At 62.6% G+C, this 20,929-nt stretch carries 20 protein-coding genes; 8 read left to right on the top strand and 12 right to left on the bottom strand.

The window, feature by feature from the left end; all coding sequences use genetic code 11:
- Positions 1 to 115: 115 nt before the first annotated feature.
- Positions 116 to 397 (bottom strand): hypothetical protein, encoded by a 282-nt coding sequence (locus NKH12_RS11900; RefSeq protein WP_352953282.1) that lies wholly within the window; start codon positions 395 to 397, stop codon positions 116 to 118.
- Between the two features lie 123 nt (positions 398 to 520).
- Positions 521 to 1,378, bottom strand: a complete 858-nt coding sequence (locus NKH12_RS11905; RefSeq protein ID WP_352953283.1) for a beta-keto acid cleavage family enzyme — start codon at positions 1,376 to 1,378, stop codon at positions 521 to 523.
- A 95-nt stretch (positions 1,379 to 1,473) separates the two neighbouring features.
- Between NKH12_RS11905 and NKH12_RS11910 the strand changes: the two genes are divergently transcribed.
- The gene (locus NKH12_RS11910; RefSeq protein ID WP_352953284.1) at positions 1,474 to 2,796 is read left to right on the top strand and encodes an aspartate aminotransferase family protein; all 1,323 of its coding nucleotides are present in this window, start codon (positions 1,474 to 1,476) and stop codon (positions 2,794 to 2,796) included.
- 12 nt (positions 2,797 to 2,808) lie between these two features.
- On the opposite strand, the gene NKH12_RS11915 is transcribed toward NKH12_RS11910, so the two are convergent.
- The gene (locus tag NKH12_RS11915) at positions 2,809 to 3,681 is read right to left on the bottom strand and encodes a MurR/RpiR family transcriptional regulator (protein ID WP_352953285.1); all 873 of its coding nucleotides are present in this window, start codon (positions 3,679 to 3,681) and stop codon (positions 2,809 to 2,811) included.
- A 116-nt stretch (positions 3,682 to 3,797) separates the two neighbouring features.
- Between NKH12_RS11915 and NKH12_RS11920 the strand changes: the two genes are divergently transcribed.
- Together NKH12_RS11920 and NKH12_RS11925 are read left to right on the top strand one after the other, a co-directional pair.
- Positions 3,798 to 4,781: a TAXI family TRAP transporter solute-binding subunit gene (locus NKH12_RS11920; RefSeq protein ID WP_352953286.1), complete on the top strand. Its 984-nt coding sequence runs from the start codon at positions 3,798 to 3,800 to the stop codon at positions 4,779 to 4,781.
- A gap of 181 nt (positions 4,782 to 4,962) precedes the next feature.
- Positions 4,963 to 7,455, top strand: a complete 2,493-nt coding sequence (locus tag NKH12_RS11925; protein WP_352953325.1) for a TRAP transporter permease — start codon at positions 4,963 to 4,965, stop codon at positions 7,453 to 7,455.
- Positions 7,456 to 7,502: 47 nt separating this feature from the next.
- Here the strand turns inward: NKH12_RS11925 and NKH12_RS11930 are convergent, their stop codons facing one another.
- From NKH12_RS11930 to NKH12_RS11950, 5 genes are all read right to left on the bottom strand, one after another.
- Entirely contained in the window at positions 7,503 to 8,552 is a 1,050-nt protein-coding gene (locus tag NKH12_RS11930) for an L-idonate 5-dehydrogenase (protein ID WP_352953287.1), read from the bottom strand.
- Positions 8,549 to 9,955 carry a TRAP transporter large permease gene (locus tag NKH12_RS11935; RefSeq protein ID WP_352953288.1) on the bottom strand — a complete coding sequence of 469 codons (1,407 nt, stop codon included), beginning with the start codon at positions 9,953 to 9,955 and terminating at the stop codon, positions 8,549 to 8,551. The genes NKH12_RS11930 and NKH12_RS11935 overlap by 4 nt, the downstream gene beginning before the upstream one ends.
- A 3-nt stretch (positions 9,956 to 9,958) precedes the next feature.
- A complete protein-coding gene (locus NKH12_RS11940; protein ID WP_352953289.1) occupies positions 9,959 to 10,531 on the bottom strand; it encodes a TRAP transporter small permease in 573 nt (190 codons plus the stop codon).
- An 80-nt stretch (positions 10,532 to 10,611) separates the two neighbouring features.
- A complete protein-coding gene (locus NKH12_RS11945) occupies positions 10,612 to 11,586 on the bottom strand; it encodes a sialic acid TRAP transporter substrate-binding protein SiaP (RefSeq protein ID WP_352953326.1) in 975 nt (324 codons plus the stop codon).
- Positions 11,587 to 11,708: 122 nt separating this feature from the next.
- On the bottom strand, positions 11,709 to 12,428 hold the full coding sequence (locus tag NKH12_RS11950; RefSeq protein ID WP_352953290.1) for a FadR/GntR family transcriptional regulator: 720 nt from the start codon (positions 12,426 to 12,428) through the stop codon (positions 11,709 to 11,711).
- Positions 12,429 to 12,766: 338 nt separating this feature from the next.
- On the opposite strand from NKH12_RS11950, the gene NKH12_RS11955 reads away from it, so the two are divergent.
- From NKH12_RS11955 to NKH12_RS11970, 4 genes are all read left to right on the top strand, one after another.
- On the top strand, positions 12,767 to 14,761 hold the full coding sequence (locus NKH12_RS11955; protein WP_352953291.1) for a multicopper oxidase domain-containing protein: 1,995 nt from the start codon (positions 12,767 to 12,769) through the stop codon (positions 14,759 to 14,761).
- Positions 14,762 to 14,786: 25 nt separating this feature from the next.
- A complete protein-coding gene (locus tag NKH12_RS11960; protein WP_352953292.1) occupies positions 14,787 to 15,224 on the top strand; it encodes a YqaA family protein in 438 nt (145 codons plus the stop codon).
- 219 nt (positions 15,225 to 15,443) lie between these two features.
- The gene (locus tag NKH12_RS11965; protein ID WP_352953293.1) at positions 15,444 to 16,304 is read left to right on the top strand and encodes a WD40/YVTN/BNR-like repeat-containing protein; all 861 of its coding nucleotides are present in this window, start codon (positions 15,444 to 15,446) and stop codon (positions 16,302 to 16,304) included.
- A gap of 24 nt (positions 16,305 to 16,328) precedes the next feature.
- A complete protein-coding gene (locus NKH12_RS11970) occupies positions 16,329 to 16,808 on the top strand; it encodes a c-type cytochrome (protein ID WP_352953294.1) in 480 nt (159 codons plus the stop codon).
- Between the two features lie 19 nt (positions 16,809 to 16,827).
- Here NKH12_RS11970 and NKH12_RS11975 read toward each other — a convergent pair whose 3' ends face one another.
- Positions 16,828 to 17,370: a Crp/Fnr family transcriptional regulator gene (locus NKH12_RS11975; RefSeq protein ID WP_352953295.1), complete on the bottom strand. Its 543-nt coding sequence runs from the start codon at positions 17,368 to 17,370 to the stop codon at positions 16,828 to 16,830.
- A gap of 57 nt (positions 17,371 to 17,427) precedes the next feature.
- Here NKH12_RS11975 and NKH12_RS11980 point away from each other — a divergent pair, with 57 nt between their 5' ends.
- Entirely contained in the window at positions 17,428 to 17,997 is a 570-nt protein-coding gene (locus NKH12_RS11980) for a Spy/CpxP family protein refolding chaperone (RefSeq protein ID WP_352953296.1), read from the top strand.
- 38 nt (positions 17,998 to 18,035) lie between these two features.
- Here NKH12_RS11980 and NKH12_RS11985 read toward each other — a convergent pair whose 3' ends face one another.
- The 3 genes from NKH12_RS11985 to NKH12_RS11995 all read right to left on the bottom strand — a co-directional run bounded on the left by NKH12_RS11985 (position 18,036) and on the right by NKH12_RS11995 (position 20,878).
- Positions 18,036 to 18,383 (bottom strand): c-type cytochrome, encoded by a 348-nt coding sequence (locus NKH12_RS11985; protein ID WP_352953297.1) that lies wholly within the window; start codon positions 18,381 to 18,383, stop codon positions 18,036 to 18,038.
- 261 nt (positions 18,384 to 18,644) lie between these two features.
- Positions 18,645 to 20,162, bottom strand: a complete 1,518-nt coding sequence (locus NKH12_RS11990; RefSeq protein ID WP_352953298.1) for an ATP-binding protein — start codon at positions 20,160 to 20,162, stop codon at positions 18,645 to 18,647.
- The gene (locus NKH12_RS11995) at positions 20,159 to 20,878 is read right to left on the bottom strand and encodes a response regulator (protein WP_352953299.1); all 720 of its coding nucleotides are present in this window, start codon (positions 20,876 to 20,878) and stop codon (positions 20,159 to 20,161) included. The genes NKH12_RS11990 and NKH12_RS11995 overlap by 4 nt, the downstream gene beginning before the upstream one ends.
- Positions 20,879 to 20,929 lie beyond the last annotated feature (51 nt).

Here is a 20,929-nt window from a genome sequence, read left to right on the forward strand (position 1 = left end):
GCGGTTCTGGGCGAAAATCGGCAATGTGGCAGTAGGCGCCACCGCTGTCGGTGGTCGCGAAGTCGTCAGGAAATTAGCGCGATACAGCTAGGAGCAAAGATCAGTGGTTTTGAGCTTACCCGGCTCTCTGATCGGTTTTTTGGGCTTTTCTTGGTTTACCTGGTGCTGTTGTCGGACCACGCCCGCTGGTGTCGGAGTCGACGTCGGAGACAAAGCAGTATGCAAAGATATTGCCTCGGTTCTCGTCGGTTACCCGGATCCAATCCTTTTCCCACGTTCGGAGGGTAACATGTCGATCTGTCGACATGGCGGCGGCTTTGAAAGGGCTCGGCGCGTTGATGATACGCACCGCGATCACGTCATCGCCCTCCATTTGTTCGACGAGGTATGTCTGCATAAAGCCTCCCCAGCGCCCATTGCAGCCTTAAACGTCATCCAAAGAGTTCGGTTGCAGCGTAGCAGAGAGATTTTTGACAAATGTGACGAACCGACGAGGCCGTTCAAGGCGTGCGGGCGAGGGTTAACGCTGGATCGACCAAGCGGCGCGCAGGTCGTCGGCTTGGGCGGTCCTGAGGCCGCAAGCAGTCAGGGCACCTTTGGTCGCTGCTACGAGCGCGGCATTGTCCTTAGCGGTTGTGCCGTCGGCCAGAGTGAAATTGTTCTCGAAGCCGACGCGGGCATGACCGCCCAGCAGCGCACCGGCCGTAACGCAAGCGGTTTCTTGCCGACCGAAGGCGCAGACCATCCAGTGCGCGAAGCGCGGGCGATCATGCGCAAGGAAGGGAAGCAGGTCGGCCGGTCGCGAAACCTGTCCCGGCGTGTAGCGGCCGAGCACATAGAGCACCGGGAAGTCGTCGAAAGGCACCAGCCCGCGCTGCTGCATGGCGGCTAGGGCCGACGCCTCTTCGGGGGCGTAGAGGATCATCTGAGGGGCGATCCGTTCGCTCTTCAGCCACCACAGGAACTTCGCGAAAGCGGTCTCATGGGCAGCGTCCGGCACCAGTTCGCGCAGCGCCAGCGAAACCGCCTCAGGGCGGGTAGCGCGAACAATCGCCATCTGCTCGGCCGGCTGGTGTCGGCCGACCGCTTCGCTGGTGATCTGGATGATCAGCCGCTCGCCCACCGCATCGCGTATCGCTTTCGTCGTCTCGCGATAGGCGTGCGCGTCGAGCAAATGGCCGCCGTCGCGATCACGGACATGCGTGTGGATCATAGCGGCGCCCGCCTCGAGGCAGGCGACGGCGGTCCGGGCCAGTTCCTGGGGGCCGATCGGCAGGGCAGGGTGGTCTTGCTTGCCACGCCGTCCACCATTCGGCGCAACGGCGATTGCCGTCGGCGCGATAAGTCCGGGGCCGGTCACGTCCCTGTCGACGGTCATAGGTGCAGTCCAATTGTTTCAGTATTGTGTACGATGTAACATATGTTGCATGATAGGGTCGCTCCAAATCGCGCGATCGTCAATCGAGGGAAAGCATGACACACATCTTGCATCGCCAGATACATGCGACTTTGCCCGTCGCGATAGGCGGCAAGGGTATCGAACTCTTCGACCGCGATGGCCGCGCCTATATCGACGCTTCAGGCGGCGCGGCGGTTTCCTGCCTTGGCCACAGCCATCCCGACGTGACGGCCGCGCTCCACGCACAGGCCGACAAGCTCGCCTATGCCCACACCAGCTTCTTCACCAACGAGCCGGCCGAGACATTGGCCGACAAGCTCGTCGCTGGCGCGCCGCAAGGTATTACCCATGCCTATTTCGTGTCCGGCGGCTCCGAAGCGGTGGAGGCGGCGCTCAAGATGGCACGGCAGTTTTTCGTCGAAACTGGCAAGCCCGAGCGGCGAAACGTCATCGCCCGCCGACAGAGCTATCACGGCAACACGCTCGGCGCTCTCGCTGCCGGGGGTAATGAGTGGCGCCGCGCCCAATTCCGCCCGTTGCTGATCGACACGCATCACATCGAGCCATGCTATGCCTACCGCTTCCAGAAAGCCGGTGAGAGCGAGGAGGCCTACGGCCTGCGCGCCGCCCAGGCGCTCGAGGATAAAATTCTCGAACTCGGTCCGGACACTGTCATGGCCTTCGTCGCGGAACCTGTCGTCGGCGCGACAGCAGGAGCGGTGCCGGCCGTTCCTGGCTATTTCGGGCGCATCCGCGAAATCTGTGACCGCTACGGTGTGCTCCTCATCCTCGACGAGGTGATGTGCGGCATGGGCCGCACCGGAACGCTGCACGCCTGCGAGCAGGACGGTGTCGCGTCCGACCTGATGACAATCGCCAAAGGCCTCGGCGGAGGCTATCAGCCCATCGGTGCGGTGCTGCTGTCGCGCCGCATCTTCGACGCTTTCGCCGAAGGCTCCGGCTTTTTCCAGCACGGCCACACCTACATATGCCATCCGATGGCCTGCGCGGCGGCGCTTGCCGTCCAGGAGGTGATCGCTCGCGACGATCTGCTCGCCAATGTTCGGGCGATGGGAGCACATCTTTCACGGCGACTGGGCGAACGGTTCGGCAACCATGCCCATATCGGCGACATTCGCGGGCGTGGCCTTTTCATGGGGCTTGAGCTGGTCGAAGACCGTTCGTCGAAAGAGCCGTTCGATCCGGACCGCAAACTAAATGCGCGCGTCAAGCGCGAGGCGATGGCGCGCGGACTGCTGGTCTATCCCGCGGGAGGCACGATCGACGGCGTGCGCGGCGATCATGTGCTGCTTGCGCCGCCCTTCATCATAGACGCCGCAGCAATCGATGCGGTTGTTGAACGGCTCGGCGACGCGATAGACGCTGCAGTGGCATAGCGCCAGTGCTCTTCATTCCGGCAGGTAGGCACCGAACGCCTGTAACTCCAGTTCCGTCTCCCTGACACGAGCCGCGGCGGCCGGCCCGCTGCGCGCCAGCATCGTTGCAGCCAGCGCTTCCACGATAGCCATAGCTGCGGCTACCGACGGGAAGAAGGACGGGCTGTCGGTAGAGAATCGCAAAGTGACGTCGGCATGCCGCGCGATCGGAGCAGCCATGCTGTCTACGATCGCGACAATCGGAACGCTGTGTCGTTGCGCAGCCTCCATCACCGGCCCGAGTTCACGCGAATAGGGCGAAAAGCCGATCGCGACGACCGCTTCCCTCTTTCCAAGCGCTGCGAGTTCCGCCTCGATCGCACCGCCGTCGCCGCCGAGCAGCGTGACGTCGCGCCGAAACATCCGACAGAGATAGACGAGCGCGTGGGCGGGCGCGCGGCAGCTTCGGAACCCCGCGACGCGTATGCGCTGTGCCTTCTCCAGTATCGCGCAGGCCCTTGCTATTTCTTCGCTGCCGTTGGCCGCTTCGGCCGCCGCCAGATTGGCGACGGTCGTCCTCAGCGATTCCGCGAAAATCGCCTCCGACCCGCGCTTGACAAGCGCATCGGCCCTTGCCGCGAAAGGCGCCTTGCCGGAGCGCAGCCGGTCCTCGAACGGCTTGCGCAGCGCCGCCCAGTCGCCGAAGCCCAGCCGCCGTGCCAATCGCACGAAGGTTGTCGGTGTCACCTCTGATCGCGCGGCCAGAACCCGCATGGAAACCAGCGCCACTTCGTCGGGATGATCGACCAGGAATCGCGCCGCCTTGCGCAGTTCTGAGCTCAGTTCGGGGAGTTCGGCCAATATGCGCGCCAGAAGCGCGTCGAAACCCATCTCCCGCGTATTCATTGTAACAAGCATTTCCCTTGATTGATAAAGCGCAACAATCGTAGCATGCATCGACGTGCCTTGACACCGAACACCGGACGGCCGCGACGGCACGCAAAGTACCAAGGGAGAACCAGATGAAACATGCCCGGACTGCACGCCTCGGAGCGCAGATCGCCGCCTTGTCGGCCGCGCTGCTGTTTTCGGCCAGCGCAATGGCGCAGCAGAACTTCGTTACTATCGGGACCGGTGGCGTCACTGGCGTCTATTATGCTGCCGGCGGTGCTATCTGCCGCCTGCTCAACAAGGACCGCAAGACACACGGCATCCGCTGCTCGGTCGAATCGACCGGCGGATCGGCATTCAACGTGAACACGATCAAGGAAGGCGAACTCGACTTCGGCATGGCGCAGTCCGACGTCCAGTATAACGCCTACAAGGGGCTGGAATCTTTCAAGGACGGTGGCGCCCATACCGACCTGCGCGCGGTTTTCTCGATTCATCCGGAGCCGTTCACGGTCCTGGCGCATCCGAATGCCGGCGTGACGAAATTCGAGGACTTCAAGGGCAAGCGCTTCAACGTCGGCAATCCGGGCTCCGGGACGCGCTCCTCCATGGAACGTCTGCTCGGCGCGATGGGCTGGACGCTGGCCGACTTTTCGCTCGCATCGGATTTGAAAGCTGACGAGCACGGCCCGGCGCTTTGCGACGGCAAGATCGACGGGTTCTTCTACGGCGTCGGCCATCCCTCGGCGAACATTCAGGATCCGACCACTACCTGCGCTGCCAAGCTGGTGCCGTTGACCGGGGAAGTCGTGGATAAGCTGGTCGCAGAAAATCCCTACTACGCCAAGGCGGCGATCCCGGGCGGGCTCTACGCCAACAATCCCGACGATACCGAAACTTTCGGCGTGCTCGCCACGCTGGTCACCTCGGCCAAGGTTCCCGACGAGAGCGTCTATCAATTGACCAGGGCGGTGTTCGAGAATTTCGACGAGTTCAAGTCGCTGCATCCGGCTTTTGCCAATCTCGATCCGGCCAAGATGGTGTCTGAGGGGAATTCCGCGCCGCTGCATCCGGGCGCTGAAAAATACTTCAAGGAGAAGGGCTGGCTGAAGTAAGCTTCGTGATCTGACGACAGTCCGGCGGGTTCAGCGGACCCGCCGGGGCCATCCGCAACAGGAGGCGTCATTGAGCGAAGTGAAAGAACAACCGGCCGGCGTCGATCTCGAAGAGCTCGAACAGCTTGTCGCGGAGGCTGATACGGGTGGCCGGCATCCGAGCGGAACAGTCGCTCGAATCCTGCTCTGGGTTGCAGTTGCCTGGTCGCTTTTCCAGCTCTGGTACGCTTCGCCTTTGCCGTTCGTGTTCGGGTTCGGCATCCTCAATGATACGGAAGCGCGCGCCATTCACCTCGGCTTCGCGCTGTTCTTGACGTTCCTCGCCTATCCGGCGCTGAGATCCTCCCCCCGCGATCGTGTGCCGCTGCTTGACTGGGTGCTGGCCGTGGTCGGCGGGTTTGCCGGTTCCTATCTCTTTCTCTTCTACGTCCAGCTTTCCGGGCGCCCGGGCCAGCCGACCACGCTCGATCTCGTTACCGGCACCGTTGGCATCCTGTTGCTCCTCGAGGCGACGCGCCGCGCGCTCGGCCTTCCGATGGTGGTCGTGGCATGTTTCTTCATCTTCTACACCTTTGCCGGCCAGTACATGCCGGACGTGATTCAACATCGCGGCGCATCACTTAACAAATTTCTCAATCATCAATGGCTGACCACCGAAGGCGTCTTCGGGATTGCACTTGGCGTATCGACCAGCTTCGTCTTTCTCTTCGTCCTGTTCGGTACGCTTCTGGAAAAGGCCGGCGCCGGCAACTGGATGATGCAGATCTCGATCGCGCTGCTCGGCCATTTGCGCGGCGGCCCGGCGAAAGTCGCGGTGGTCTCATCGGCTCTCAACGGCGTCGTGTCCGGCTCGTCCGTCTCGAATGTGGTTTCAGGCGGCATCTTCACCATCCCGCTGATGAAGCGCACCGGCCTTTCCGGCGTCAAGGCGGGCGCCATCGAGGCCGCGGCCTCGATCAATGGCCAGATCATGCCGCCGGTCATGGGTGCGGCCGCCTTCCTGATGGTCGAATATGTCGGCATTCCCTATTCGGAGATCGTCAAGCACGCGCTGTTGCCGGCGGTTTTTTCCTACATAGCACTGCTCTACATGGTTCACCTCGAAGCGATAAAGATGGACCTGAAGACGATCCCGCAGCGTCCGACGCCGGCAAGAGAACGAATGCTGCGGATGGGACTGGGACTGTCGGGCAGCGTTCTCGCCGTCTGTATCGTCTATTACGGCATCGTTGCTATCCAGGCTGTCTTGGGTGGGACCGCGCCGCCGGTGCTCGCAATCGCTGGCGTGGCTCTCTACGTCGCCTCCGTCTGGTATTCCTCCCGCTATCCGGACCTAGCACTGGACGATCCGAACGCGCCAATCCTGGAACTGCCGCGCGCCTGGGACGTCACGCGGACCGGGCTCGATTTCCTCATCCCGATCGCCGTGCTTCTGTGGTGCCTGATGGTCGAGCAGATGTCGCCTGGCCTCTCGGCGTTCTGGGCAACGGTCTCGATTCTCGGCATCGTCATGACGCGTAAGCCGCTGATGGCGGTATTCCGTAACGAAAACCTCGCCGCCTCAATACGGGCTGCCTGGGACGACCTGATCGACGGGCTGGCGCTCGGCGCCCGCAACATGATCGGCATCGGTATCGCCACGGCCACCGCCGGCATCGTCGTCGGCACGATCACGCTGACCGGTCTCGGCCTGATGATGACGGAACTCGTCGAGTTAATCTCCGGCGGCAACGTCATCCTGATGCTGATCCTGATCGCCGCGATCAGTCTTGTGCTCGGCATGGGTATCCCGACCACCGCAAACTACATCCTGGTCGCGACGCTGATGGCGCCGGTCGTGGTCGATCTCGGTGCGCAGGCCGGATTGCCAATCCCGCTGATCGCGGTTCACCTGTTCGTCTTCTACTTCGGCATCATGGCGGATATTACCCCGCCCGTCGGGCTGGCGGCCTTCGCGGCGGCGGCGATTTCCAAGGAGGATCCGATTGCCACAGGTTTCCAGGGTGCGCTCTATTCGCTGCGTACGGCGATCCTGCCGTTCGTCTTCATCTTCAATCCGGCGATCCTGCTGATCGGAGTCGACACCTGGCCTCAAACGATCTGGGTGGCGACGGTTTCGCTGATCGCCATCCTGCTGTTTTCGGCCGCCACGATGAACTGGTTCGTGACGAAAAGCCGTCTGTGGGAAAGTGCGGCCCTGCTTCTCATCTGCTTCACGCTGTTTCGGCCGGACTGGTGGCTCAATCGGGTGTCGCCGCCTTACGAGGAATTGCCGGCGAGCGAGTTCCTGTCGGCGGTCGGGCAGGCGCCGGCCGACGGCCGCATCAATTTCGTCGTCGAGGGTGTTGACCTCATGGGCGAAGATGTACGCAAAACTGTCAACGTCCCGCTCGGCGAGCCGGGCGAACCGCTGGAGCGGCTGCGCGGCATCGGTCTTACCATCACGCAAGCGGGCGACGCGCTGATGATCAGCAATGTCGATTTCGGATCCTACGCCAAGCGCATTGGGCTGGATGTCGGATATGACGTGGTGGCCGTGCTCAGAAAGGCCGACCAGCCCTCGAGCCTCATTCCGATCGGCTTGGCGCTTGCTGCGACCGCAGGCGTCGCCGGGCTGCAGTTTGCGCGGGCGCGCAAGCAGGCGGACAGGAAGGAAACGGGGCCGGCGCGCTGAGTCTGGGAACGGTTAATAACAGCTGATGGCAGGCGCTGGGCAAACCCTCAGTCAGCGGTCAGCACGACCTTGACGCTCTTCGAGCGGTCGGCGGCCAGGGCAAACGCATCGCGGGCCGAGGAAAGGGGGCGTTCGGCGGTCACCAGCTTCAGGACGTCGATATTCCCGCCGACGATGAGATCGACCGCCTGGTTGAATTCCGCGCCGAAACGAAACGTGCCGTTCAGATTGATCTCCTTGGCCATCACCGCGTTGGCCGCCACAGGGATCTGACCACCCGGAAGATTGCCGACCTGAACGACCGTGCCGCCGCGCCGGACGCTGGCGATCGCCGCCGCGAGGCCCGCTGCGGTGCCTGAAATCTCGAACGCGACATCGATCGCCTTGTCGGCCGCGAGCGCCTTGAGCTCGTCGCCGCCGCCGGACAGGTCAATCGTCCTGTCCGCTCCAAGTTTGGTGGCGAAGGCGAGCGGCGCCTCTACTATGTCGGCGACGGTGAGTTCGCCACATCCCTTGAGCCTGGCGGCGAGCATGGTCAGGAGCCCGATGGGGCCGGCGCCGAACAGGATGACGTAGCGGCCGGCAATGTCGCCGGCCCGTGCCACAGCGTGCAGGCTGACGGCGAGCGGTTCCGCGAGTGCCGCTGCCTGGTAGGCGATACCATGCGGAACCTTGATGCATTGCGCCGGCGTGGCATCAAACACGCTGGCAAAACCGCCTTGCATGTGCGGCGTTTTCGACGCTGAACCCATGAAATAGATGTTTTCGCAGAGATTGGGGCGGCCCTCCGCGCATCGCGCGCATTGTCCGCACCAGCGCGATGGGTTGACCGCCACGCGATCACCGATGGCAAGTCCGGGCGCGTCCGCGTTGATTTCGACGATCTCTCCGGCGACCTCGTGGCCGAGCACGAGCGGCGATGTCACGACAAAATCGCCGGTCCGCGCATGGCGGAAATAGTGCAGGTCGGAACCGCAGATGCCGCCTGCGCCGAAGCGCACGCGCACCATTCCCGGTGCGAGGGAGCCGAGCGGATACTCGACGACGCGCAGATCCTCGGGGCCGAACAGCGTCGCGGCGACTGCGCTGCCGGTCATCGGATCAGTCCCATTTGCGTCGGCAGCCATAGCGTGATGGCGGGGATGAAGGTGATCAGGATCAGCGCGACGATCAACGGGACGAGCCAGGGCAGAATTGCCATGGTCGTACGCTCGACCGACAGCTTGGCGACCCGCGAGAGGACGAACAGCACCATACCGAGCGGCGGGTGGAGGAGACCAATCATCAGATTAAGCGTCATGATCAGACCGAAATGCACCGGATCGATCCCGTAGAGAACCACGATCGGCAGGAGGATAGGCACAAGGATGGTAATCGCAGCGATCGTGTCGAGGAAACAGCCGACTACCAGCATCAGGATGTTCACCAGGATCAGGAACACCCATTTGTTTTCGGTCAGCGATGTGATGAAGACCGAGAACAGCTGCGCCGCCTGACTGACCGTGAGCAACCAGGCGAAGATCGACGCTGCGGTGACGATGAAAAGGACCGACGCGGTCGTCTCGATCGTGTCGAAACTGGCCTTGGCGAGGGCTGAAAGTGTCATCGTCCGATAGCGCACGAGCCCCAGAAACAACGACCAGATGACGGCGGCCATGGCCGCTTCGGTCGGCGTGAACCAGCCCATGGTCATGCCGCCGATCAGGATGATCGGTGTCATGAGCGCCATGACGGCGGAGAAATCGAAATACCAGTCGCAGGCGATAAGGACGACGAGCGCGATGCCAACGGCAATATTGAGCGACAATCCCATCTGGACAAGGACATAAACCGCCAGCGGAAAGCAGCACACGACGGCCACCTCGATCGAGGCGGCGGCGAGCCGGTTCAACTTGAACGGCGTATCCGACCCCCAGCCCCGACGGTGGGCGAAGATCGCGACCGTCACCATCATCAGCACAGTCATGACGACGCCAGGCAGGATGCCGGCCATGAACAGCGCGCCGATCGAGACGTTGGCCATCATGCCGTAGATGACGAAGGGCAGCGAGGGCGGGAAGATCGGGCCGAGCGTCGAGGACGCCGCGGTGACGCCGACGGCCGCCTCGACGGGATAACCGTGGTCCTTCATCGCCTTGATCTCGATGGTGCCGATGCCGGCAGCGTCGGCAAGGGCTGCCCCCGACATGCCGGCGAAGACCACCGAACCGATTATGTTCACCTGCGCAAGGCCGCCCTTCATCCAGCCGACAAGCGCCAGCGCGAAGGAATAGATCCGCCCGGTGACGCCGGCGATGTTCATGAGATTGCCGGCGAAGATGAAGAACGGCACGGCAAGCAGCGGAAAGCTCTCGACACCGGCGATCATGCGCTGCGCGGCTATGATGTCGGGCGCCACGCCATAGAAGACAAGGTAGAGCAGCGACGACATCGCCATCGACACAGCGACGGGCACGCCGACCAGCATCAGGACGAGAAAGGCTCCGATCAGAAGCAGCATGGCCTATTCCCCCAGTCCATCGAACGCGGCCGGGCGCTCCAGCGCCGAGTAGCCACGGCGGATGTTGCCGATGAATACCTGGATGGCGCGCAGCATCATCAGCACGAAACCGGCGAAGACAGCGTAGAAGACGACGTTGCGCGGCAGGTTGACGGTGACCATCCGCTCGCGGTGGACGATCCCGACATAGCGCCAGAGGAGCCAGGACATATAGGCGAAGAAGCAAATGGTAATCAGATTGACCGCGAGCGCCAGGTAGCGCCCCGCCCCAGCGGGGAGATAATGATAGAGCACGTCGACGTGGATGTGGCGCGTGGTCCGCGTGCACATGACCGAGCCCAGGAAGACCACGACGACGAGGCAGTTGATCGCAATCTCCTCGGTCCACGCAAAACTGTTGTTCATGACGTAGCGCGTGAAGAACTGCAGGAACACGCAGAGCGACATGCCCCAGAACACGGCGAGCGTGACCCAGTCCTCCACCGCGTATCGCGACAGATCGACGGGCGGCGTTTCTTCCTCGAATGCATGCACCAGTTCTTCGGGGGTTACCTGGGTGTGGACTTCTTGGGTCATCGGCAAGCTCCGGACACTGTTGGGACAGCGGGCTCAACAGACCCGACGCGCTTGTCGCGCCGGGCCCGGATTGATGCAGGTTACTTGACGGCGCGGATCGCCTCCCAGTCTTCCTTGCGGTAGCCGAACTCCTCGAACGTCACCTTCTCCATCACGTTCTTTTCGAAATCGGCGCGATCGACTTCGGTGACGGTGAGTCCGCGCTCCTTGAAGGTCTCAACCAGGGCCTTCTCGCGGTCGACGATGATCTTTGTCGCTCGCGCGGCGGCTTCCTGCATCACCTCGGTGAAGATCGCCTTGTCCTCGTCCGACAATTGGGACCAGCGCGACTGCGACACGATCGTGTTGAGATGATCGACGATGTGCCCGGTCAGGATAATGTGCTTTTGCACTTCGTAGAACTTCTTGGCGTCGATGGTCGTCAGCGGGTTTTCCTGCGCTTCCACCGTGCCCTGCTGCAAGGCGAGATAGACCTCGGCGAAGGCGATCGGCGCGGTGTTGGCGCCGCAGGCGCGCGGCATGGCGAGATAGGCCGGCACATCAGGTACGCGGATCTTCAGGCCCTGCATGTCGGCGCATTTTTCGATCGGCCGGTTGGAGGTCGTGTGACGCGTGCCGTAGTAGGTGGTCGCCGTGATGTGGTGGCCGGACGCCTCTTCGTAGCCGCCGGTCAATTCCTTGTATTTGTCGCTCTTGGTATAAGCTAGCAGGTGATCGGCGTCGCGGAAAGTGAACGGGAAGTAGGTCACGCCGATCGGCGGGAATTCACGGGCGGCGAAGCTCGATCCGGAGATGATGATGTCGACCGTGCCGAGGGTCAGCCCTTGGTTGATGTCGGCTTCTTTGCCGAGTTGCGAAGCCGGGAAGACGTCGATCGTATAGCGGCCGTCGGTGCGCTTCTTGATCTCTTCCGCCGCCCATACGGCCTCCGTGTGGAAGGGTTCGGACGTTTCGTAGACGTGGGCCCATTTCAGCGCGGTTTGTGCAGAGGCCGAAGCCATGGGCAGAGCGATTGCGGCGATCGTGCCGAGCAGAACGGCGTATTTCCTCAACATCATATTCCTCCCTGTGAATGGATTTTGACTGTACCGACTGGATTCTCCCGGTCGGCTGCTAGACCTCTAGGTTTGAGCATGTGTTTTTCCCAAAACCGGTTCCCACTTTTGGGTCAGATGCTCTATTCCGCGACCTCCCTGGCTGCGGATTTCTCACCGAAATTGCGTGAGAATCTCAGTTGCGACTGACGTAGATGTTGCTGCATGGCGGTTTTGGCCCGTTCAGGGTCACGCGCCGCGATCGCGTCGCGCACCGCGCGATGCTCCTCCGCGGCGACCCGCCAGGAATCCCTGTTCTCGAAATAGCTCGACAAGCGTTCGAAATATGGGTTCATGCGCTGGTCGAAAAGCTCGCCGATGCAGCGCACCAAGACGGCGTTTCCGAGAATGCCCGCCACCATCGTATGGAACTCTCGGTCGAGCGCGATCGTCATCTTGGTCGGGTGTGGTATGTCCTCCATGCGGCGCAGCACGTCGTCCATATGTTTGATGTCGATTGGCCGAACATGGAGGGCGGCTTCGGCGGCGATCGCCCCTTCTATGAACTCGCGTGCCCGCAACAGCTCGAACGGGCCTTCATCCATCTCTGCCGTCAAAACCTCGGCCCGCGGCCGGTCGGTAACGTAGATGCCGGAGCCGACGCGAATGCGTATGCGCCCCTCGACCTCGAGCGCGATCAGCGCTTCACGGACGGTCGGGCGGGAGATGCCAAGCTGATCGGCCAGTTCGCGCTCGGTCGGCAGGCGATCGCCGACTGCGAATTCGCCCGCGTCGATCAGCTGCCTGAGCTGATCGGCGATCTGTCGGTAAAGTCGACGCGGTTCAACGGTCTGGATCGGCATTGTCACCCAGTTCTACTTCAACAGAATCATCCGGCTGATCTCGGATCGGTAAATTGGTCTGACCTATTGATCGAAAACTGCCGCGAAAAAAGCGAGGAGTCAAGCAGCGAGAACGCCCATGGAACTCATTCTCGGTTGACTTTCTTGGAAACGACGGATCGGCGATGGCTGGACGGCAACTTGACCTTCCAGCAACTGGAAGGGTTACGCATGGTTTCGCCGCCAACATCATCTCCGGAGTTCCAGGGGAGCGGCCTATGACGCGGCGCGTTCAAGGAGGCGGCCGAAACAGTCCGTCGCCCTACGTCAGTGGAGAGAAAACCGACAGGAGTTCTTCAGTGTTCGTACAGCCCGTCGACTACTTTCTTGCAGTCTGGTTCGTTCTAGCGGCCCTCAGCACGGCTTACGTGGCGTGGGATCAGTTCCGGAACAATCCCGAACCCGTGGTGATGAAATGGGGCTTCATCCTGGTCACGCTCTATATGGGACCGCTGGGGCTGCTGATTTACGTGCTGGCCGACAAGGAGCCGCGGCCGGGCGAACACGAGGCGTTCACCAAGCCGCTCTGGAAGCAAGGCGTCGGCTCGACGATCCACTGTGTGGCCGGAGACGCCACCGGCATCATCCTCGCGGCGGCAATCACCGCTGCGCTTGGGCTGCCGATGTGGATTGATCTCATCGTTGAGTATGTTGCCGGATTCGCATTCGGCCTGTTCATCTTCCAGTCGCTGTTCATGAAATCGATGATGGGCGGCACCTATTGGGAGAATGTCCGCAAGAGCTTCATGCCGGAATTCATCAGCATGAATTTTATGATGGCGGGCATGGCGCCGGTCATGAGTTTCCTCATGATGGGCAGCGACATGCGGGCCATGGAGCCGACCGAGCTCCTGTTCTGGGGTGTCATGTCGTTCGGCGTGATCGTTGGATTCATCACCGCATATCCTGCCAACGTATGGATGGTGGCCCGTGGCCTGAAGCACGGGCTGATGACCGAACGCGAACCGGAATTCGACAGGGCGGTAGGCGGGCGCGAGCACGCGTATGACGGCTCGGAAGCCGGGATGGCGGGGCACAATCACCCTCACGCGCGCCTCCACGAACATGCCAACCCCGGACATGGCAGCCAAGGCGGTCATCCGGGGGCCGGCTATCATGGATCCGGCCATGGCTCCTCCCATGACAATGGCGGCTCGCGTGATCCGCATGGCGGTCACGGCATGGAACCGGATGCAACTGTACCGCAACTCGCGGCCTTCGGCGGCGTGTCCGTACTGGCGCTGGCGCTCGGCATGATCGCTCCGGCCAATTGGGTGAACCTCACGCTCAGCGCGCGAGACGTCGGCGGCGCCATCATGCCACCCGGCATGATCATGGACCGCGACACGCCGGCTGCAGCGATGCTGGACATGGCCGCCGTGCATCCTCGCCTGATCACGGCCAGCCATGGCCTGGAAGTTCGCGGCGACCGGGAACTGGAAGCCAGGACGGAGAACGGGGTGAAGGTGTTCGACCTGGAAACCTCGGTCATCCGCTGGGCGATCCTGCCGGACGTGAAAGTCGATGCCTATGCGATCAACGGTCAGGTTCCGGGCCCGCGGCTGCATATCCGGCAAGGCGACCGGGTGCGCATCAACGTCACGAACCGCCTGCCGGAGAGCACGACCCTGCACTGGCACGGCTTGATCCTGCCGAACGAAATGGATGGCCCGGCCGAGATCACGCAGGAGCCGATCCCGCCCGACGGCAGCTATCGATATGAATTCACAGCGGGCCAATCGGGGACCTACTTCTATCACTCGCATGACCATGTCGACCGCCAGCAGGCGCTCGGACTCTACGGCGCACTGATCATCGACCCCGCCAATCCCCAGGACGAGATTGCGGCAGACCGCGACTATGTTATTCAGCTTCAGGAATGGCTGATGCGGGAGGGCCTGACTTTTCCGTCGATGCCGATGGACGGAGGGCAGCCGAATTATTTCACCATCAACGGCCGCGCCTATCCGTCAACGGACACGATCAGGATGAAGGTCGGCGAAACTCTGAAGGTGCGCTTCATTGGCACCAACAATGGGTTTATCCATCCGATGCATATCCATGGCGGTCCATTCGAAGTTGTCGCCCGCGACGGCGAGACTATCCCGGAGACGGCGCGTTTCCTCGCCGACACAGTCAACGTCGGACCAGGGCAACGCTACGATGTCGTCTGGCAGGCACGTCGCCCAGGAAAATGGCTGATCCACTGCCATATCGGGCATCATACGACCAACAACAATGTCGAAGAGAAGGGCGGTGGCGGACTGATGGTCGTGATCGATGTGCAACCCTGAAGCCTTTCCGCAAAGCGAAACATAGATGGATGTGTTTGCCGTATACGGCGGCCTGTTTCTTGTTGCCTTCGCCGCGGCAACCATCCTTCCGGCGCAGTCGGAGGCCGCCCTTGCAGGGCTCCTCGCTATGGGCTCCTTCTCGCCCGCAATGCTGGTTGTTATCGCCAGCGCGGGCAACGTCCTGGGTTCTGCAGTGAACTGGGGGCTTGGTCGAGGGATCGAACGCTTCCGGGACAGGCCCTGGTTTCCGCTGCGCCCCGCGACGCTCAACCGCGCCATGACTTGGTATCGCCGTTATGGAAGATGGTCGCTCTTGTTAAGCTGGATGCCGATCATCGGCGATCCGCTGACTGTGGTCGCTGGGGTTTTGCGCGAGCCGCTATGGAGCTTTGTCGCAATCGTCGCAGTCGCGAAGATCTCGCGTTATCTGGTCGTCGCCGGAGCAGTGCTCGGCCTGATGTAAAACCGAAATCGTGGACATCGCAGCAGGCAGTTGCGTTCACTTTTGGTTGCACTGCAACAAAGCGGTCGCGGCGACCTTGACATCGGCGGCGCAATTGCGCGACCCGGCTCCGCGTCGGTCAGACGGCGGGCTGGGCTGCGCAGACTTGTCAGATGCACCGAAATCCCGGCCCTGATATCATGCCTGTCATGATGCAAGGGCGAAGTTGGAGGCGGCGAGATGAAACAACTCCTGGGAATTTTCGTCGCGAGTCTGATTGCGGCGACGTCGACCGGATCGGCTGCAGGAGCCGAGGCCGTCTCGGTTTCGCAACTGAAGGAGCATACCCACATCCACGGGCTGGCCGTAGATAGGGAGAATTCCGGCAAGCTCCTGATAGCGACCCACCACGGCCTCTTTCGCGCCGGGTCGGACGGAAAGGCAGAGCTCATTTCGCCGGTGCAGGATTTTATGGGGTTCACGCCGGACCCATCCGACCCGAGGTCGCTCTACGCCAGCGGGCACCCGGCGGGTGGGGGCAATCTCGGGTTTATCGCCTCAGCCGACAACGGCGTTACCTGGAATCAGGTTTCGCCGGGAGCAGACGGCCCGGTCGACTTTCACCAGATGACGGTCAGCTCGGCCGATCCTCAGGTTCTCTACGGCGCCTATGGCCGCCTACAGGTGAGCCGCGATGCCGGGAAGACATGGTCGGTGGTTGGACCGCTGCCCGAAAAGCTGATCGACCTCGCCGCATCGGCAAAGGACGCCGACACGATTTACGCCGCGACTGAAGGAGGCCTGTCGGTCAGCAGGGACGGGGGTCAAACTTGGGAAACGATCGTCGATGGCGCGCCAGTCAGTCTCGTTGAGGTGACGGCCGACGGTTCCGTCTACGCGTTCGTGGTGGGACGAGGACTTGTCCGTTCCGCGGAGGCTGCTCTGAACTTCGCGCCCCTTTCCAGCGGCTTTAGTGACCGAATCCTGCTGCACCTCGCGGTCGATCCAACGGACAAGGATCGGATATTTGTCGCGTCTCACCAAGGTGACATCCTGGCCAGCACCGACGGCGGCGCGAACTGGACCGAACTCGGTCGTTGAAGCGGTGACACAGGGGATCGTAGGGTGATTGGAAAGCTGGCGCTTACGCTTGCTCTCGCCGCCTTGGTGGCGGTCTGTGTGGTTCTTGTTTTCGGCGGTAAGTCGGGCGGGATCCTCAAGCCCGACGATGCCAGTGTCATCGCGCGCGGCGAGGCCGTTTACGTGGCGCATTGCGCCTCTTGCCATGGCAGGAACCTCGAAGGTCAACCCGAGTGGAAAGCGCAGGACAAGGATGGATTCCTTCCGGCGCCGCCGCACGACGAAAGCGGTCACACCTGGCACCACCCGGACACGCTGCTTTTCAGGATAACTAAACTCGGCGTTGCTGAAGCCGCCAACCTCAAGGATTACAAAACGCGGATGCCAGCTTTCGGGGGAATCCTGACCGATGCCGAAATCATCGCGGCTTTGTCCTACATCAAGTCGCGCTGGCCGGACGACATGCGCCGTCGCCACGACGAGCTGAACCGCGTCTTCGCGCGGCGGGAATCCTCCGCACGATGAGCCGCATTGTGGCGGCACATCATCGCCGACAGGCAAGCTCCCGATAAAACGCCTCCGGCGTAACGGCGATCTCCGACGCAACGTGATGCCAACGTCCCTTGGGCGGCAAGACGCCGCCGTTGCATGCCATCCAGGCACTAACTCTCGCCGCGACGGATTTCAGGGATAATATCTCGGCTCGTGTCCGCGTCCGATGAACCTCGCCTGCCAAGTGTCGCAACAGTGCAGAGGCCAGTTCACGATCACTTTCGAGCACCGCCATGGCCCTGGTGATCGGCACGGCGCGCACCATCGATGCCTCGGCTGCCAACGCATCGCAATGGTACCGGTCCGCAAACAGCGAAGCCTCGGCCAGGATCGAAGCGGAGCCGGCACGCTGCAACGTCAGCTGGAACCCGTCAGGAAGTACCCGGACAAGGCGCAGTTCTCCTGCGGTAACCAGGAAGAGCGACAGCACCGGGTCGTCCATACGAAACAGGACGCTGGCGGCAGGGAGAGATTGCTCGCGTTCCGCGAGTTCAAGGAATCGCTCGAAGAGGAGATCCGACATGATCGCAATCATGTTTCAGTTCCTGCGGCTGTGTCAAACGTCGCAAGAAGAAACGCCGGAGATCGCTCGATGAACCGCATTGCCGTGCTGTCCCTCATGCTGACTTTTCTTGCCGTCCCTTACGGGATGGCACAGCAGCATGGCAGCATCAACCATCACAAGGCCGCTGAAGGAAAGGATCCAGCCACTTCGTCTTATTCCGGGATGGAGAAATGCCGCGTGAAAGCGCTCTCGGGCGAGCAGATGGCTGATCTTTTGGCCGGGCGAGGGATGGGTCTGGCGCTGGCGGCCGAACTCAATTCCTATCCGGGTCCATCACATGTCCTCGAACTCTGGGATGCTCTTGGCCTCACCGATGAACAGGCGTTGCGGATCAAGGCCCTGCTGGATCAGATGAAGGCAGAAACGATCTCGCTCGGAAGACTAGTCATCGAGAAAGAGACCGAACTGGACCGCTTGTTTTCCGAACGAAAGATGACGTCGGCGCACCTCGCTGAAATGACAAAAGCCATAGCCGAGGTGCAGGGCGCGCTACGGGCAGCGCACCTGCGCTATCATCTCGAGATGGCCGAATTGCTTACCCCTGAGCAGATCCGCCGGTACTCACAGCTTCGCGGATACTCTGGGCAGGTCGATTGAACAGGGCTACGCACGCACGTTGGTTTCATCAGCGGACACTATTGCGCGACCGCACCTTCCAGATAGCCGACGATCGCGGCACGCTGGGCGGCGTTGGGAACGCCCACTGTCGTCGACGTGCCCGGAACCATCTGGCGTGGCGCCGCGAGGAAGGTATTGAGGGTGCCGCCATCCCAGACGATATCAGACTCTCGCAGCGCGGCCGAATAGCGGGCGCCCTCGACGCTGCCGGCCGTGCGGCCGACGACGCCCGACAGATGCGGGCCGGCTCTGTTCTGGCCGGGCTCAAGGCTGTGGCAGGCCTCGCAGCGCTGCCGGAACAGCCGCTCGCCGTCGGCCTGCTGCGCGGAAGCGGCGCCCGGCAACAGCAGACCGCCGGCTGCCAAGAGCGCAGCCAGGGACGGACACGCTCGCGTGATGGACGTCGCCAGGGATGCGGTCGCAACTCCAACGGAAATAACGTGGTTGCGTGTCGTGGCTTGTGAATGGCTCATCGGATGACCTCTGCGGAACGTTGGGGGAGGGGCTTTGCTGGTGGCCGGAAGCTTCCGGCAGGACCAGCCGCTCAGCAGCGAGAGCGGCGGCTGGGTCGAAGAGGCGCGGGGGGATGCCGGTCGTGACTTGTCCTTCGTTGCGACAGCGATGATCTAATTATGCCGCGGCAGCGCGGGAGTTCCGATCGCCGGACGGTTTCGGGATCGCAATCCTGTCGGAGGTTTCGTGTCAGGCACGGGCGCCGGCGCAAGCTGCTTGGCCATGTCGATGAGCGGCAGCCGGATGACCGCACGAAGGCCGTTGCTCCGGTTTTCCAGCACGATGTCGCCGCCATGGTGACGGGCGATGGCGCGGGCAATTGACAGGCCGAGCCCGACGCCGCCGGTCTCCCGGTTGCGCGACTGCTCCAGGCGGAAGAAGGGGGCGAACACCTGTTCCATGTCGCCTTGCGGAATGCCGGGCCCGGCGTCCTCGACTACGATGTCCAGGCTCTCGGCACTCCGGACTAGGCTCACCTTGGCCTGCTCGCCGTAGCGGACGGCATTTTCGACGAGGTTGCGGATTGCCCGGCGCAGGGAGTCCGGCCGGCAGCGGTACAGCACCTTTGGCCCGTCGCTGACGGTGACGTTCTGGCCTAGCTCTGCGAGATCGTCGCAGAGGCTGCCGACCAGCGCCGAAAGATCGACTGTTCGCGTCTCCTCAACCGCGGCGTCCTCGCGCGCGAAGGCGAGCGCTGCTTCCGTCATCGACTGGATCTCCTCGATGGTCTTCAGCATCTTTTCCTGGAGATCGTGATCCTGGACGAATTCCGCGCGCAGCCGGAGCGAGGTCAGCGGCGTGCGCAGGTCGTGGCTGATCGCCGCCAGCATGCGCGTGCGGTCCTCGACGAAGCGCTGCAGGCGCTCCTGCATGCGGTTGAACGCCTCGGCGGTCTGGCGGATGTCGTCCGGCCCGGATTCCGGCAGCCGCGGCACGGCCTCGCCGCGTCCGAACAGTTCAGCGGCATTGGCGAGCCGTCGCAGCGGACGCGCGATTGCCTGCGCCCCGAAAATCGCTATGGCGGACAGGATGAGTGCGGTGAGCGCCAGCGATATTGCCGATTGCGTCGTCCAGAAGGCGTTCGGCATCGCCTTGGCGTAGGCGGCATTCAACCAGGTGCCGTCCTCGAGGCGGACGGAAAGGCCCATGCCGTTTGGGGCGGCGTCCATATAAAGAAACTTGGCCGGCCGAGAGAAGGGCCTGCCATTGCCGGACAAATCCAGCATGCGCGGCGGCACGGAAGGGTCGGCTGCCTTGACTGCGGTCGAGGCCTGCCCGTTCATGGAGGCGGCATACTTGCCGGCAATCCCTGGCAGCGGCTTGGCGAACTCGGTGAAGGCTTCCTGCTGCCAGGCGAGCGGATTGTTCGGTCCGTTATCGGAGGTCCAGAAACGCGTATAGGCCGTGCCGCTGACGTTAAGGATGTCGGGCCGAAGCGGGGGCGGCGTGGTGTCCAGCAGAAGCGCAAGCGAGGACGTGCGGCTAACGAACTCGCCTTTGGCCGCCGCGTGCAGGGCCTGTCCGCGCTCGTCCCACGAGATCAGGAAGGTGATAGCCTGCGACAGGGCGAGCGCAAGCAGCACCAGCATGAGGAAGCGGGCCGCCAGGCTGCGTCTCCACAACAGCATCATGCCTGGGCCACCTCGGCCGTGAAGCAGTAGCCGCCGCCCCAGTGCGTCTTGATCAGCATCGGACTCTTCGGGTCCGCCTCGATCTTCTTGCGCAGCCGGCTCACCTGGTTGTCGACGGCCCGGTCGAAACCGTCGGCCGTGCGCCCAACCGTGAGGTCGAGCAGCTGATCCCGGCTGAGCACGATCCCGACATGCTCGATGAAGGCGGTGAGAAGGCGGAACTCAGCCGTGCTGAGCGCGACCGCCACGCCGTCGAGCCCGACCAGCTCGCGGCGGCCTACATTCAGCGTCCAGCGGTCGAACCGCCGCGCGGTCGATTTGAGACGACCGCGCTGCGGCGGCAGGCTGTGGACGCGCCTGAGCACGGCCTTGATCCGCGCCAGCAGTTCCCGGGGATTGAACGGCTTCGTCAGGTAGTCGTCGGCCCCGATCTCGAGGCCGACGATCCGGTCGATCTCCTCGGCCATGGCGGTAAGAAAGATGATAGGAACGTCGACCGTCCCGCGCACGTGGCGGCAGGCCGCAAGGCCGTCCTCGCCAGGCATCATGACGTCGAGGACGATGAGATCGGGCAGGCTCCGGTCGAGCAGCCGCTTGAGCGCGGCCGTGCTGTCGGCGACGCTGACGCGATAACCTTGCTGGGTGAGATATTTCCCCACGAGGTCGCGGATGTCCCGGTGGTCGTCGACGACCGCGATGTGCTGCGCCACTTCCATGCAATGCTCCAAGGCCGCCACTGAATAGTCAGCCAGTATCGACGATATCTA

Source organism: Mesorhizobium sp. M1322 (assembly GCF_040318085.1).
GTDB lineage: Bacteria > Pseudomonadota > Alphaproteobacteria > Rhizobiales > Rhizobiaceae > Mesorhizobium.

Coding starts and splice junctions, on each gene's coding strand:
- NKH12_RS11910 (WP_352953284.1), top strand. CDS start 1,474: ATGACACACATCTTGCATCGCCAGATACATGCGACTTTGCCCGTCGCG.
- NKH12_RS11905 (WP_352953283.1), bottom strand. CDS start 1,378: ATGACCGTCGACAGGGACGTGACCGGCCCCGGACTTATCGCGCCGACG.
- NKH12_RS11975 (WP_352953295.1), bottom strand. CDS start 17,370: ATGATTGCGATCATGTCGGATCTCCTCTTCGAGCGATTCCTTGAACTC.
- NKH12_RS11990 (WP_352953298.1), bottom strand. CDS start 20,162: ATGATGCTGTTGTGGAGACGCAGCCTGGCGGCCCGCTTCCTCATGCTG.
- NKH12_RS11915 (WP_352953285.1), bottom strand. CDS start 3,681: ATGAATACGCGGGAGATGGGTTTCGACGCGCTTCTGGCGCGCATATTG.
- NKH12_RS11940 (WP_352953289.1), bottom strand. CDS start 10,531: ATGACCCAAGAAGTCCACACCCAGGTAACCCCCGAAGAACTGGTGCAT.
- NKH12_RS11995 (WP_352953299.1), bottom strand. CDS start 20,878: ATGGAAGTGGCGCAGCACATCGCGGTCGTCGACGACCACCGGGACATC.
- NKH12_RS11920 (WP_352953286.1), top strand. CDS start 3,798: ATGAAACATGCCCGGACTGCACGCCTCGGAGCGCAGATCGCCGCCTTG.
- NKH12_RS11930 (WP_352953287.1), bottom strand. CDS start 8,552: ATGACCGGCAGCGCAGTCGCCGCGACGCTGTTCGGCCCCGAGGATCTG.
- NKH12_RS11945 (WP_352953326.1), bottom strand. CDS start 11,586: ATGTTGAGGAAATACGCCGTTCTGCTCGGCACGATCGCCGCAATCGCT.
- NKH12_RS11980 (WP_352953296.1), top strand. CDS start 17,428: ATGAACCGCATTGCCGTGCTGTCCCTCATGCTGACTTTTCTTGCCGTC.
- NKH12_RS11960 (WP_352953292.1), top strand. CDS start 14,787: ATGGATGTGTTTGCCGTATACGGCGGCCTGTTTCTTGTTGCCTTCGCC.
- NKH12_RS11950 (WP_352953290.1), bottom strand. CDS start 12,428: ATGCCGATCCAGACCGTTGAACCGCGTCGACTTTACCGACAGATCGCC.
- NKH12_RS11935 (WP_352953288.1), bottom strand. CDS start 9,955: ATGCTGCTTCTGATCGGAGCCTTTCTCGTCCTGATGCTGGTCGGCGTG.
- NKH12_RS11965 (WP_352953293.1), top strand. CDS start 15,444: ATGAAACAACTCCTGGGAATTTTCGTCGCGAGTCTGATTGCGGCGACG.
- NKH12_RS11900 (WP_352953282.1), bottom strand. CDS start 397: ATGCAGACATACCTCGTCGAACAAATGGAGGGCGATGACGTGATCGCG.